Source organism: Niallia taxi, from assembly GCF_004005475.1.
In the GTDB taxonomy this organism is placed as follows: domain Bacteria; phylum Bacillota; class Bacilli; order Bacillales; family Cytobacillaceae; genus Niallia; species Niallia taxi.
Genome location: NZ_RZTZ01000015.1, coordinates 40,769 through 54,749, shown reverse-complemented (window position 1 = coordinate 54,749; position 13,981 = coordinate 40,769). Strand labels below are relative to the sequence as shown.

Genomic DNA, 13,981 nt, shown 5'->3' with positions numbered 1-13,981 from the left:
TAAATGCCTATTGCATTACAAGCCTTTACAAACACAGCTAACACTGTCCGAATTGCAGATTCCGCTACAGCTCCTGGACCTGTAGTAACTGTAGGGCCTCAAATTCCGTTAGTTGATGGAAACAGCTCCTACATTTGGTCTCCTGTCAGTGTATCGGGACAAACTGTGACATTCCGCAGTGTCTTTTCATTAGGTGCTCCGCTGTTGGGTATAGCTTTGCCATTAACAGTATTTTATGCGTATGCTGGAAACGAAACTGTATCAGTTACGGGAACATTGCAAGTGCTCGATGTATTAGGAGTGATTGTCCTTACAATTCCTTTATTTTCAGGTGATACAAACTTAGGAAACCCTTTAAATGTAAGCACAATTGCAGCTGATACTCTACTTGCAGCAAGTATTCTTGGCGGAACAATAAACATTACAATTGATGCTGTTGTGACAGCACCTATCACGACTCCTTACGAGCCTGTTAACACAGGGCGTTATTTAGGTGAAATCACCGTTCAAACAATTGTCTAAAGCTTAAATAACTAAAGGATAGATTAAAAAATAGGAGGTGAAGAAATGCCAATCGTTTTACAAAGTTTTACAACTCCAGCCAATACTACGATTGTCGCAAATACTGCTGGCGGAACATTCCCACAAACACCAGTTGTGGTAACACCATCTGCTACTGCCCCATTCATTGACGGAAGCAATGCTTATATTTGGGCACCAAATAGTGCAGCGAACCAAACAGTAACCTTCGTAAGCAGATTTACTTTTCCATTGGGGCTTTTAAATGTCGCTTTACCAGTCAGCGTTAACTATGCTTTTTCTGGAACGGAAACAGTCATCGTTAGCGGAGTCTTAGAGGTCGTTAACCTATTAGGCATTGTTATTGCAACAATACCTGTGTTTACAAACGTTGTGAATGCAGGTGGTCCTTTAAGTGTAGAAATTGCCTCCGGCGATGCCCTGCTTGCATTGCAGCTTCTTGGCACTAACGCAGTTCTGACTATTACTTCAACAGTAACATCAGGCGCAGCAGGCACTGGAAATTATTTAGGACAAGTTACGGTTAACGAAGTAATCGCAATTTAGTAGATTCTCGGTTTAAGCTCCCCATTAGTGGGGAGCTTTTTATTAGTAAAAATATAAGATTCATTCTCATATTTTTTCTATTAAAAAGGATGGTTGCCTAGAACATGCAGGACGGACATGCATATGTTATAGAGATTCTTCATTACAGGCTTTACGAGAGGTGAGAAATGAAAGTATTGACTATATTGGGGACAAGGCCAGAGATCATCCGTCTTAGTTTAATAATCGGCAAACTCGATCAATTGGCAGATGAACATATCCTTGTGCATACAGGACAAAACTTCACTTCGTCTTTAAGTGAAATATTTTTTCTCGAAATGGGAATTAGAAAGCCAGATTATGTGCTAAGTGAAAAGCATCAGTCGTTGGGAGAACAGCTTGCCGTCATTTTCAAAGAATTAGAACTGATATTGAACAAAGAGAAGCCGGATAAAGTGTTGGTACTCGGCGATACAAACAGTGGTTTAAGTTCTATCTTATCCGAAAGAATGGGCATTCCTGTCTATCATATGGAAGCTGGGAACAGATGCTTTGATCTGGATGTGCCAGAAGAAAAAAACAGGAAACTAATTGATAGTGTCTCTAGCTTTAATTTACCTTACACGCCACAAAGCAAGCAGAATCTTCTGCAGGAAGGATTTCCATCAAACAGAATTCTTGTGACTGGAAATCCCATTTATGAGGTATTGCTTCATTACGGCGAACGAATCGATTCCAGCGGCATTTTAGATAAACTATCTCTTAAAGAGCAAGACTATTTCCTTGTAACAACACATAGAGCAGAAAATGTCGATAATAAAGATCGGTTAAAGGAAATTATTACTGGCATCAATTCAATAGCTAAATTGTATAAAAAAAGGATAATATGCAGCATACATCCTCGCACAAGAGCTCGTATAGAACAAAACAAAGAGCTTAAAATTGATCCTTTAATTGAATTTTATGAGCCATTTGGATTTTTTGATTTTGTGAAGTTGGAAAAAAACGCTCTTTGTGTGCTTACTGACAGTGGAACTGTTCAGGAGGAATGCTGCTTGTTCCATGTTCCGACTGTAACAATTCGCAAAACTACAGAGCGGATGGAAACAATTGAATGTGGAAGTAATATCCTTTCTGGCCTGAATGGTGAACAGATTATAAGCTGTGTAAAGTCAATGGTTAATCAATCAAGAAAATGGTCTTTCCCTGATGGTTATGACCATGTGAATGTTTCAGATAAAATAGTAAAAATCGTATTGGGAGGAATGGAAGTTGTTTGAAAATAAAAAGATTTTAATTACAGGTGGAACAGGTTCATGGGGACATGAGCTGGTGAAGCAGCTGCTGTGTGAGAATCCAGAGGAAATCCGCATTTTTTCTAGGAATGAATCGGTACAATTCATGATGAAACAAGAGTTTGACAATCATCCTAAGCTTCATTTTATTATTGGTGACATTAAAGAAAAAGAAACGTTAATGGATGCATGCCAAAATGTCGATTACTTATTCCATTTAGCAGCATTAAAGCATGTGCCAATCTGTGAACACCAGCCCCTCGAAGCATTGAAAACAAATGTCATCGGTACACAGAATGTCATAGATGCCGCGATTGCACAAAATGTCCACAAAGTCGTCTATATTTCAACAGACAAAGCTTCTGACCCTTCTAATTTCTACGGCTTATCAAAAGCGATGGGAGAAAAACTAATCATTCATGCGAACACACTTAATACAGATACGAAATTTGTCTGCATTCGTGGCGGTAATGTGCTCGGAACAAATGGAAGTGTTATACATGTCTTCAAAAAGCAAATTCGGGATAAACAGACGGTCGGCATCACAGATCTTAAAATGACAAGATTCTTTTTGACAGTACAAGAAGCAATCAAGTTGGTATTTAAAGCTACCTTTGAAAGCTATGGCGGCGAAATCTTTGTCATGAAAATGCCTGCATGCCGAATTATCGACTTAGCAGATGTAATTGTTGAGCTTTCACAAGTAGAAAATGTTAAGACAGAAATACTCGGAATCCGCCCAGGGGAGAAAATTCACGAGCTGTTGCTTTCCAAATATGAGTGCACTACAACATGCATTTATGATGAGGAATATTATGTTATCTTGCCATCCATTCATATTGATGGGTTAAAAGAGCATTATGCAGATTGCTCTCCTGTTGACCTGGATGAATATAATTCCAGCATCGGCTTAATCAGCAAAGAGGAAATCAAGGATATGCTATCGAAAGGCGGTCTTATCTAAATGAAGCTCTTAGTCCTTGGTGGCAAAGGGATGGCAGGACATGTAATGGTGGAATATTTCAAAAAAAATCCGAAATATAAAGTCTATTACACATCAAGGGATAAGCAAGATAAAGATTGTATTTATCTTGAAGTGACAGATCTGATTACATTAGAGAAAATTATTGACTCTATAAAACCAGATATCATCATTAACTGTATCGGCATCTTGAACGAAGATGCCGAGAAAAATCCTTTTATTGCCATGCAAGTGAACAGCTTTTTGCCGCATCAGCTCGTCAAACTTGCGAAAAGAAACGGCGGAAAGCTAATTCATATCAGCACAGATTGCGTGTTTTCCGGTGATGAAGGAGATTATACAGAGGACTGTATTCCAGATGGGACTACACAATATTCCAAAACAAAGCAATACGGTGAAATTAAAGATGATGAAAACCTGACTATCCGAACTTCGATAATTGGTCCTGAACAAAAAGATAATGGAATTGGTCTCTTCTTATGGTTCATGAAGCAAACTGGTGAAATAAAAGGATATGAACACGTATATTGGAATGGAGTAACAACAATAGAGCTGGCAAAAGCAACGGAAAAGATGATTGAGAATAAGGTAACAGGTCTTTATCATTTATGTGTAAAAGAAAAAATTTCAAAGTTTGAATTGTTAAAGCTGTTTCAAACCGTATTTGACAAAGATGATGTGAAAATCCTTCCTGACAAGAAGAACAAACTAGACAGAACAATTGTAAATACTAGAACTGATTATATTTATGATCCCCCTTCTTACTTGGATATGCTACAGGAAATGAAAACGTGGATGATAGAAAATGAATAAAACAATTTTGATTACCGGTGCGAGCGGGTTTACAGGAATCCACGCTTGCAGATTTTTTGCGGAAAAAGGCTATTATGTCTATGGAGCAGCAAAAAAAAATACCCTCATTCCTGGCATCAACCAGCTCCTGCTATGTGATTTAGCTAACGAACAGGATGCAGAAAAATTAATGAAAACGTGCAAGCCAGACTACTTGCTGCATTTAGCAGGACAAAACCATGTCGGTGATTCGTGGGATAATCCTATTAAAACACTGGAAATTAACGCGATGTCTACAGCCTATTTGCTTCAAGCAGCAGCAAAGCACAAGCCAGACTGTAAAATGCTGATTGTTGGTTCAGCCCTGCAGACCAATCCTCAGGATATTTCCGCTATCCCGCACCCTTACAGTTTAAGCAAAACAATCCAAACAACGATTGCACTATCTTGGGCTCATCTGTATAATCTGGACATTATGGTCGCAAAACCAACAAACTTGATTGGTCCTGGTAATTCAAACGGTGTTTGTGCTATTTTTGTTAAACAGATTCTCGAATCTGTCAAAGATGAGAGAAAACCATTTATTACTGTACAAAATAGTAATGCAACAAGGGATTTTATCGATGTTCGCGATGCAGTGTCTGCATATGAATATATTTTGCTTAAAGGAAAAAGTAGAGAAGTGTATGATATAACAACAGGAGTTAACCATTCGTTAGGAAAGGTTTTGGAACATCTGGAACAATTAACAGGAAGGACCATTGAAATAAAATCAGTTAAATCTGATGTTTCCGATACTACTCCTCTGATAGACCCTGTTAAGCTAAAGGAATTAGGCTGGCAGCAGGAAAGGTCACTAACACTTTCGTTAGCTGATATGCTCAATTATTTCCAAGGATAAAATAAGTCGTGCATGAAAATGCACGACTTTCTTTAGGAGTTACTTATTATTTTTCTAATTCTGTGTTTTAACACCAAAATGACTCATCATAGAAACAAAATTCCGGCAGTACTGTTCTGGACTGAATTCGCGTGTTAAATGCAGATAAGCAGTTGTACGGATACGCTCCCTCACGGTTGTGTAGTACATCAGCTCCTTTGCTTGCTTACATGCCGCATCAATATTTCCAAGGGGATAATATTTTCCAGTCACATTATGAATGATCGAACTTCTCACTCCATCTGAGTCTGTTGTAAGTACTGGACATCTACAACTGAATGCTTCGAGCACAGAATAAGGTGCACCTTCCACCTTGGATGTAGAGCATAGAAAACCGCCTGAATCGCCAATTATCGAATAATAATCTGCCATTTTTTCATTTGGGATATTCGGCAATATAGTCAAATGCTCAGCAAGCTGGAGCTGATCCACTAAAAGCTGAAAGGCTGCCCTCTCCTCTTGTGTAGATAATGTAGGATCTTCAAACATATAAAGCTGAATACCTTTATTCACATCGTTCAAGAGTCTTTTACCTATCTGCAGAAACTCTCTCCAGTTTTTATTGTCCTCCAGCCGACCAATCCAGGCAACAATAGGTTTATCCGCTTTTGGCAGGCGCTTATATGTGAATTTATTACTGTCGAAACAATTATTAAATTGGAAGGTTGGTATAGCTGGAAATAACTCACTGAAAATTTGAGAAATATGAGGTGTTTTAGGATTAAGCAGCCCAATTCCTGGTGTTGTCACATATGGAACTGCGTTTGTCATTTCCGTTCTAGCCACATGCTTTGGGCCATACCCTTGTATCTCTAGAATAATAGGTCCAGTGTATCCGAAATTCCGAAAGCGAGGAATCGATTTATAGTCTGAGATGATTACCATCAAGTCGTAGTTGCCTTTTTCTAATATTGCTTTTATTTCTGTATCATCATCTGTGATAAATGTAGGTCCCTCATGGTCATTAACCAAGTCCCTTGCTTTGCGGAAATAAAGGAAATGGCTGTGTATCCCCGCCTGTTTTAGCGCAGCAGAACGCTGACGATTTAAAGTTTCCACTCCGCCGCTAGGCACATAATAGACAAAAAGAATATTCATTGTTGTTTTCCCGCATCCCTTCGTATCTTTAATTTTTTCCACATGCTTCTAATAAGATATGGAAAAGCGCTCCAAATTGACCTCTTTTTTGTCATATTAGGTAGAAAAAACCTGGCTCAATGATTATTTTTGGCTAAACACTTACCTATACAGCAAGGAAGGAATATTCATATATTACTATTAATGAAAAGAAAAAAGCAGAGGAATAAACAGAAGGAGGAAGCATGTTGTATCCGAAAATATCAATCATCATCCCTTTTTATAATTGCGCTTATGTAGACCAATCCATTAGGAGTGCCTTAAATCAAACCTATCCGAATGTAGAAGTGATTTTAGTTGATGATGGCTCTGTTAAATACAGAGAAAAAATTATGCCGTACAGGTCACGAATAAAGTATATCCGCAAAGAAAATGGTGGTACTGCAACTGCTTTAAATAGAGGGATTGCCGAAGCAACTGGTGAGTATATAGCCTGGCTTAGCTCTGACGACCTTTTTAAACCAGAAAAGCTTAGCAAGCAAATGGCCTTTATGCAAGAACGAGGAATAGACGCAAGCTTTACAAATTATGATATTATCGACAGTAACAATAATGTACAAGTCCCATCGAATGGTGCTAATTATTCGAGCATGAAAGCAGTTTATGAAGGTTATTTATACTCTAATCCAATAAACGGATGCACAATATTAATCAAAAAAAGCATTTTTGAAGAATTTGGTGACTTTAACCCTGCTATGGTATATACACATGATTATGAAATGTGGTTTCGCTTATTGTCTAAAGGGGTTCATATTGTCTATTTGGATGAATCATTGACACAGTTCCGCTCTCATTCTGAATCAGGTACAAATAAATACCAGCAGCAGATGCTTGCCGAAATGCAAGGTATTGAGGCGATTTATAGGCCGCTCATCGTGCAGTATATTGTAGATCATTTCTTGCTTCTTTAAACATCAATAGGAAATGATGGATGCGTAAAATATTAAAGATTAGCTAAAATAGAACAACCCCCCTCTGGATTCTTTCGTCCATAGGGGCTTGTTCTATTAATCAGTAATTATTCGCCAATTACTACTTTATCCATAACATCGCCGTTTCTCATTGCTTTAACAGCAGAGATTCCTGATGTTACTTTACCGAATACTGTGTGTACTCCGTTTAAATGTGGTTGTGGGTCATGTACGATAAAGAATTGGCTGCCGCCTGTGTCTTTACCAGCATGTGCCATTGATAATGAACCTTCTTGGTGTGTATGAGGGTTTCCTTGTGTTTCACATTTGATTGTGTAACCAGGACCGCCTGTACCATTACCATTTGGGTCTCCACCTTGGCTTACGAAGCCTGGGATAACGCGGTGGAAAGTCAAACCATCGTAAAAGCCTTCTTTAGCAAGCTTTGTGAAGTTTTCAACTGTTCCTGGTGCTTCATTTGGATAAAGTTCGAATTCGATCTTTTCTCCGTTTTGCATCAATATGTATCCTTTTTCTGCCATTATAAACATCTCCTTTTATCTTGTCCCATATGTATTGTGTTTTGCTTAGGACAATGTTCAATTCATCATACCATAATTCCCTACTAGAAATAAAATGTTATTGCTTGTCCTAAAAAACAAACAATCAATCGTCTACCTTTTGCGGCTGTGGAAAAGTGACACCCTTCGTATCAACAGTCACCTTTTTCATGATGACATCTTGCTTCGGCTTGTCATTAGCATCTCTGTCAACTGCAACGATTTTGTCCACAACATCCATTCCGCTTGTAACCTTACCAAAAGCAGCATATTGACCATCAAGACTTGCAGTCGTTTTTGTCATAATGAAAAACTGAGAACCTGCTGAATTAGGATCACCTGACCTTGCCATACTGATGACGCCTCTTTCATGCTTTAAATCATTGTCGTCAAATCCATTTTCAGAGAATTCACCTTCAATTGCATAACCAGGTCCACCTGTACCGTTGCCCTCAGGATCTCCACCTTGAATCATGAAATCTGGAATAACCCTGTGGAATGTTAGACCATCATAATAGCCCTTTTGTACAAGAGAGACAAAGTTGTTAACTGTATTAGGCGCTTTTTTTGGATATAACTCGATTTCGATCTTGGAATCGTCCTCCATTGTAATCGTCACAACAGGACTAACTTCTATCGTAGGCGAGTTGGTGGAAGAGCTTTTTGAATCTTCCGCTTCATTGGTTGTACCACATGCTGCAAGCATCAATGTTAGCAGCAACAAGCAGGCAAGCAAAAATTTGTTTTTTAGGAATTTCTGTTTTCTTTCCATTATTTACACCTCCAATATACTTGACGAATTAATTGTACATAAAGAGATATAAATAAACAAATTTAAGCTAAATGATTGCCTGCCTTTTATTACAACTCAATGTATATTCGGTATACTCCGTCTATAAATTGTTCGTCATACACATAAAAATCATTTTCTTCTAATTTGGAAAGAACCTGCTGCTGTTCTTCCTTGTCTGCGATTATGATATATCCTTCACTGTCATATGTTTCCATTGATTTACTGACTGCCTCATCACTTGTTAAAACTTGTGCAAGTGTGTCTTTTAACGTCATTTATACCCCTCCTATGATTACAACTACCTTTAAATGATACATCGTTTCCGTCAACGCTGTAAACAGTCCATCAAAAAATATTAAGATAGCTGTTTAAGTAAATAGGCGGCAAGCTGTTTTGACTCCATTCTGACGGCAATCGACGGTGGCTTCGCCCCTGGCACAAGCTGCAAGGGATGACCAATCCACACAATTTGTTCATCAATGATGACGAAAGGGAACCCGCCATCATAAGGTAAGCTTTTAGCTCCTCTTGTTTTTGCCCACTTGGCTTGTCCATATATTTTGCATTTTGGATATTCTGCCACATGATCAAGAAGCTGCAGCCATTCAATTGGCGGATTACTATTTTCAGGCATAACAATACATACTGTTTTTGCATGCTTAATATCTTGTGAGATATCTTTTACATTTCTGGCATGCTGCCATTTTACATAAGGGTGGCTTGCTTTAACCCAAGTACCGATTTCCGCTTCCTTCACTAATAAATTCTCAGCGAGCTGATGTTCAACAAGCTTTCTGACAGCTTTGTCTCTGCCAACTCTTTTTCTAAGAAAATCGCAATTGGCAATATGAATAAATTTTCCCTTTGATCTTGTGACAGCTACGTTCAATAATCGCTCACTATCTTTACCGAGCAGCAGCATGCCTGGACGCTCATGTGGATAACCTTCTGTACTGTCGAAAATAATCATATCCCTTTCGCTGCCTTGAAATCGATGGACTGTCGCAACAAGAAAACTGTTGTCAGCCATTTGCTTTGGAAACAGCTCAGACGCAACGGCATCCATAAGCTCACTTTGCGCTCTGTATGGTGTCACATATCCAATGCTTTTTATCCCGCTTTTCCATGCTTCGGCCATGAGCTGTAATGCTATAAGAATATGAAAAAGATTTGTTCTTGATTTTGTTCCTTTTTCAAAGCCACTATAATGGCCAAACCCGCTTGTATCCATCAGGATATTTGCTTCCATAGGAAACGGCGCTTTTTCTGTAATGGCTTTTCTTGAGCGAGCTACTGTTGGATGATCTGTTACAAGGGAATGGTAAATATGCTTATTTGTAAAAGAAGAAATAGACGGGTGCATACGCCTCTGCTCGTTCAGTAATAGCAAGTGCTGGTGCAGCTTGCCTGATGCCACACTGTCAGCAACACCAGATGCATTAAAGATGTCTTCCTTCAGCCATTTATTCACCGCTTCACTTCTGCTAGCAGCAATTGGCGGAAGCTGTTTAAAATCACCGCAAACAATCATTCGTTTTCCGAGCGAGGCGGCAAAGGCTATTTGCGGGACATATGCCATGGATGCTTCATCAAGCAAAACAAGGTCATAATTATCCTCATATATGGTTGCATCTGTCGCAGCTTTAGCCAATGTAGTGCCAACGACCATTGCCTTTTTAACAAATTGAAGCTCTCTTTTTCGAATTTTCTCCATTACTCTTGCTAGTTGTTCTTCCATTGTGAGAAGACTTTGTGAATCTCTGCTACTGAAGGATCTGGCTAAGTCCTTTTTCAGCTTATTTTTCTCATCCAGCAATTCTTGCTTTTGAAGTGCTAATCCTTTATCCTTCTCATCTAGCAGTGCACTTGTCGTAATCTTTTCCTCTGCAAGCTCCACTTCTCCACCATTTCCACCATAACGAAGAATATCACCAAGCTTAAACCGATCCTTGCTTTTTGCAGTGCTAGTAATTTCCTTCATAAGAACGTCAACTGCCTGATTACTTTGAGAAAGCAGTAAAATTCTTTTACCCTTCCAATATTTCTGCAAAGCAACCCGTGCTAATGTATAGGTTTTTCCAGTCCCGGGCGGACCCCATACAAAGGTTACTGGATTATATTTGCTTCTTAATGAAAGCTCATGAACATGATTCTTACTTATTTCCTGTGGGTGCTTAGCAAGCATGGAAGGATTCATGAGCCTGCTAATTCGCGAAACTTTCGTCTTGTTTTCTTTTATCGTATCAAAGCGGATCATCAACTGTTCGAGAAGCTCCCACGGGTCGTGGCTAACAAATGCTTCTGTCACATGATCTCCGATTGTTTTATCAATTTGAACTATTAAGCTTTTTCCATCAGAGGACAAAATACGGCCATTTATTTTTGCCGTTCCCCAGTGCAGGACGACTGAAGAACCAATAGGTATTTTTACAAAAGCTATGCTTTCAAAATAATATGTATAGTCCTCCGCTGTTTGCAGGAACTGTCCATTAAACAAAGCAATCCTTGAACTAGAAAACTTTTTAAGATAATTAATTTCTTGCTGAAGGGCTGTTTGCCATTCTTTTATATATTTAGAGGTACTTGTCATTGTATTCCCTTCTATTACATTCAGTATTGAGTATTAATTATAGCATCAAATATATATCGGAAAATAAAAAAGAAGACTTAAGCGTCTTCTTTGTAAATCTTCTTTTGCCAAATATGATAGCCATAGATAATATAGGAAATTCCATACATGATTAAAAAATACTGCCAGCTTGCAATCAGCTTGTACTCTGCAATGCCTAGCTTCATAAGCAATGGTAACACGACATACGCCATAATAGCATCCATAAGCAAATTTGTAATTGTAAATAAAATGAAGCGCCCACTTGTGAAATAAAAAATCCAAAACGTACCAACTGGAAAAAGTCCATATGCAAAGCTAACGTCTATCATATAACCCCATGGAACGATATATGTATGAATCACCCACCAGTTGTATTGATACGCTATTTGAAAAATGATTGTCATTAATAAGCAAGTAAGAATAATTACTGGTATATATTTTTTTATGCGCTGCTTTTTGGCAAACAGCAACGTAAACCATGGTAAAAACAAGCTTATATATAGAATTACTTTAGCGGTCATAATAAATCTCCTGTTCGTTAGATCTATCATTATTATTTTATGAACAGGCATGCTTTATACAAAAAATGGACAAAGCGGCAGAGAAAAAGGCATTTCCGCCTATGTCTCTGCCGCTTTTTTTAACCATTATTCTTGCGCTAAATGCTTATCTATTTTTTCATCAAGCACCTTAAGACTATCGAGTGCTTTTTTAAGACTGACAGTACGATAATGATGATGCCCGCCTGGCTCTTCGTCTTTTTCGTCTGCTGCTTTAACGATCTGCTGCAGCGCAGTTAAAGTAACACTTCCTCCAGGCAGGAAGCTGTCAGTATGAAACAGGACAGCGAGGGCAATTTCCTTTGCTTTGACTGGATTTTCACCAAGCCTGATCAGCAGTTTATGTGCCCTTTCAGCCCCTTTTATGGGATGTATATCATTTTTTTTATACAATTGATAATCCCATTTTCCATCCTTATACCAAGTGTAATGACCAATATCATGAAGAAATCCTGCTTTTGCAGCAATATCAACATCTACCTTTTTTTCCTTAGCCAATTCAAATGCATGATAGGCAACAGCAAGAGCATGTGCCAGGCCTGAACGGGTGATATACTTTTGCGCAATATGGTGGTTAAAAATATCTGTTAGTTTTACATCTCTCAAAAGTCGACACTCCCCTTATAAGCAAGCACCTACAATTATGTTGTTATCGTTGTAGAAAATACATAAATCATTGATACATATATAGGACTGCCATTAATTTTTTTACTATTATATACTTAAGATGAAAAAGGATAAACACATTTTCAATTTTTTACCCTTTTTCGGAAAAAAATATGCTTTTTTATAAAAAAAAGGGCATCCCAATTAAGGGATACCATTTCTATGTTAAGCATTAACTGTTGGTAAGCATGAAGCGCCCATTAAATATTGATCTACTTTATATGCAACTTCTCTGCCTTCATTTATTGCCCAAACGATTAAGCTTTGCCCTCTTCTTGCGTCACCTGCTGCGAATACACCTTCTACATTTGTTTCGAAATTGCCATATTTAGCAGCAATTCTCGTATTTAATGTATCTACACCGAACTGCGCAAGTACAGGCTGTTCAGGACCTTCAAAGCCGATTGCAATAAACACTAGCTGTGCTGGCCAAACTTTTTCTGTTCCTGGTACTTCTTTAAAAAGGAATCTGCCGTCTTCTTGTCTGATTTTTTCCATTTGCACAGTATGAAGCTCCTTCAGTTTTCCTTCTTCATCACTCACTAATTTTGTTGTTTGGATGCTGTACTCTCTTGGATCTCTGCCGAATTTCTGCTGTGCTTCCTCATAAGCATAATCCAATGTGAACACATGCGGGAAAGCAGGCCACATATTTTCAGTAGCGCGTGCTAATCCTAATTGTGGATGCTTACCGAACTGAACTACTGTTTTACATTTTTGACGAAGAGCTGTAGCAACACAGTCTGCCCCAGTATCACCGCCGCCGATAACAATTACGTCTTTACCTTCTGCATTGATTTCTGGAGTTCCGACACTTGGATCAAGCAGACTTTTCGTTGATTGTGTTAAATAATCCATCGCAAAATGAACGCCATCTGATTCTCTGCCTTCTATCTTTAAGTCTCTCTGCTTTTGAGCACCAGTACATAGGATTACTGCATCAAATTGAGCCTTAAGCTCTTCTGCTGTGATATCCTTGCCGATTTCTGTGTTTGTAACGAAATCAATACCTTCCTGTGTCAAAAGATTGACTCTTCTTTCTACATCCTTTTTCTCCAATTTCATGTTTGGAATCCCATACATCAGTAAACCGCCAGCACGGTCAGAGCGTTCGAACACTGTGACAGAGTGGCCAGCCTGGTTAAGCTGATCAGCGCTAGCCAGACCAGCAGGACCGCTTCCGACAATTGCGACTTTTTTGCCTGTGCGCTTTTGTGGAATTCTTGGTGAAATCCAGCCGTTTTCAAACCCTTTATCAATAATCGTTCTTTCAATATTTTTGATTGCTACTGCAGGATCTGAGATGGCAACAGTACATGAGCCTTCACATGGTGCCGGACAGGCTGCTCCTGTAAATTCAGGGAAATTATTTGTTTTTAACAAACGGTCAAGTGCATCCTTCCATCTGCCTCTATAAACAAGATCATTCCACTCTGGTATTAAATTATGAATCGGGCAACCGGAGGTGCTTCCTCCGATTTCCATCCCGATATGGCAAAATGGTGTTGCACAATCCATACATCTTGCGCCCTGTCTGCTTAGCGCCTCGTCTGAGAAAGGAGCAGAATACTTTTTAAAATCGTTAATGCGGGAGAGTGGAGACCGTTCTTCCGCTTCCTCTCTTTTATATTCCATAAACCCCGTCGCTTTACCCAATTGTATCTCTCCT

15 protein-coding genes are annotated in these 13,981 nt (G+C 38.8%); 7 read left to right on the top strand and 8 right to left on the bottom strand.

Features of this window, described 5'->3' with window-relative positions; translation table 11 throughout:
* Positions 1 to 3: 3 nt before the first annotated feature.
* The 6 genes from EM808_RS23825 to EM808_RS23800 all read left to right on the top strand — a co-directional run bounded on the left by EM808_RS23825 (position 4) and on the right by EM808_RS23800 (position 5,035).
* Complete coding sequence (locus EM808_RS23825) at positions 4 to 522, top strand: hypothetical protein (protein WP_127741537.1); 519 nt, start codon at positions 4 to 6, stop codon at positions 520 to 522.
* Between the two features lie 45 nt (positions 523 to 567).
* A complete protein-coding gene (locus EM808_RS23820; RefSeq protein ID WP_127741535.1) occupies positions 568 to 1,086 on the top strand; it encodes a hypothetical protein in 519 nt (172 codons plus the stop codon).
* Positions 1,087 to 1,253: 167 nt separating this feature from the next.
* Positions 1,254 to 2,345: a non-hydrolyzing UDP-N-acetylglucosamine 2-epimerase gene (gene wecB / locus EM808_RS23815; protein ID WP_127741533.1), complete on the top strand. Its 1,092-nt coding sequence runs from the start codon at positions 1,254 to 1,256 to the stop codon at positions 2,343 to 2,345.
* Positions 2,338 to 3,324 carry a polysaccharide biosynthesis protein gene (locus EM808_RS23810; RefSeq protein WP_127741531.1) on the top strand — a complete coding sequence of 329 codons (987 nt, stop codon included), beginning with the start codon at positions 2,338 to 2,340 and terminating at the stop codon, positions 3,322 to 3,324. The genes wecB and EM808_RS23810 overlap by 8 nt, the downstream gene beginning before the upstream one ends.
* Positions 3,325 to 4,155 carry a dTDP-4-dehydrorhamnose reductase family protein gene (locus EM808_RS23805; protein WP_127741529.1) on the top strand — a complete coding sequence of 277 codons (831 nt, stop codon included), beginning with the start codon at positions 3,325 to 3,327 and terminating at the stop codon, positions 4,153 to 4,155.
* A complete protein-coding gene (locus EM808_RS23800) occupies positions 4,148 to 5,035 on the top strand; it encodes an NAD-dependent epimerase/dehydratase family protein (protein ID WP_127741527.1) in 888 nt (295 codons plus the stop codon). Before EM808_RS23805 ends, EM808_RS23800 begins: the two co-directional genes overlap by 8 nt.
* 54 nt (positions 5,036 to 5,089) lie before the next feature.
* On the opposite strand, the gene EM808_RS23795 is transcribed toward EM808_RS23800, so the two are convergent.
* On the bottom strand, positions 5,090 to 6,214 hold the full coding sequence (locus EM808_RS23795) for a glycosyltransferase family 4 protein (protein WP_328168595.1): 1,125 nt from the start codon (positions 6,212 to 6,214) through the stop codon (positions 5,090 to 5,092).
* Between the two features lie 182 nt (positions 6,215 to 6,396).
* Between EM808_RS23795 and EM808_RS23790 the strand changes: the two genes are divergently transcribed.
* Complete coding sequence (locus EM808_RS23790) at positions 6,397 to 7,122, top strand: glycosyltransferase (protein ID WP_235856702.1); 726 nt, start codon at positions 6,397 to 6,399, stop codon at positions 7,120 to 7,122.
* A gap of 107 nt (positions 7,123 to 7,229) precedes the next feature.
* Here EM808_RS23790 and EM808_RS23785 read toward each other — a convergent pair whose 3' ends face one another.
* From EM808_RS23785 to gltD, 7 genes are all read right to left on the bottom strand, one after another.
* The gene (locus EM808_RS23785) at positions 7,230 to 7,664 is read right to left on the bottom strand and encodes a peptidylprolyl isomerase (protein ID WP_127741525.1); all 435 of its coding nucleotides are present in this window, start codon (positions 7,662 to 7,664) and stop codon (positions 7,230 to 7,232) included.
* Between the two features lie 124 nt (positions 7,665 to 7,788).
* A complete protein-coding gene (locus EM808_RS23780) occupies positions 7,789 to 8,454 on the bottom strand; it encodes a peptidylprolyl isomerase (protein WP_127741523.1) in 666 nt (221 codons plus the stop codon).
* An 89-nt stretch (positions 8,455 to 8,543) separates the two neighbouring features.
* Complete coding sequence (locus EM808_RS23775) at positions 8,544 to 8,750, bottom strand: hypothetical protein (protein ID WP_127741521.1); 207 nt, start codon at positions 8,748 to 8,750, stop codon at positions 8,544 to 8,546.
* A gap of 80 nt (positions 8,751 to 8,830) precedes the next feature.
* Complete coding sequence (locus EM808_RS23770; protein ID WP_127741519.1) at positions 8,831 to 11,065, bottom strand: DEAD/DEAH box helicase; 2,235 nt, start codon at positions 11,063 to 11,065, stop codon at positions 8,831 to 8,833.
* Between the two features lie 77 nt (positions 11,066 to 11,142).
* Positions 11,143 to 11,607 carry a hypothetical protein gene (locus tag EM808_RS23765; RefSeq protein WP_127741517.1) on the bottom strand — a complete coding sequence of 155 codons (465 nt, stop codon included), beginning with the start codon at positions 11,605 to 11,607 and terminating at the stop codon, positions 11,143 to 11,145.
* 126 nt (positions 11,608 to 11,733) lie between these two features.
* Positions 11,734 to 12,252 (bottom strand): HD domain-containing protein, encoded by a 519-nt coding sequence (locus tag EM808_RS23760; protein WP_127741515.1) that lies wholly within the window; start codon positions 12,250 to 12,252, stop codon positions 11,734 to 11,736.
* A gap of 225 nt (positions 12,253 to 12,477) precedes the next feature.
* Positions 12,478 to 13,968 (bottom strand): glutamate synthase small subunit, encoded by a 1,491-nt coding sequence (gltD, locus tag EM808_RS23755; protein ID WP_127741513.1) that lies wholly within the window; start codon positions 13,966 to 13,968, stop codon positions 12,478 to 12,480.
* Between the last annotated feature and the right edge of the window lie 13 nt (positions 13,969 to 13,981).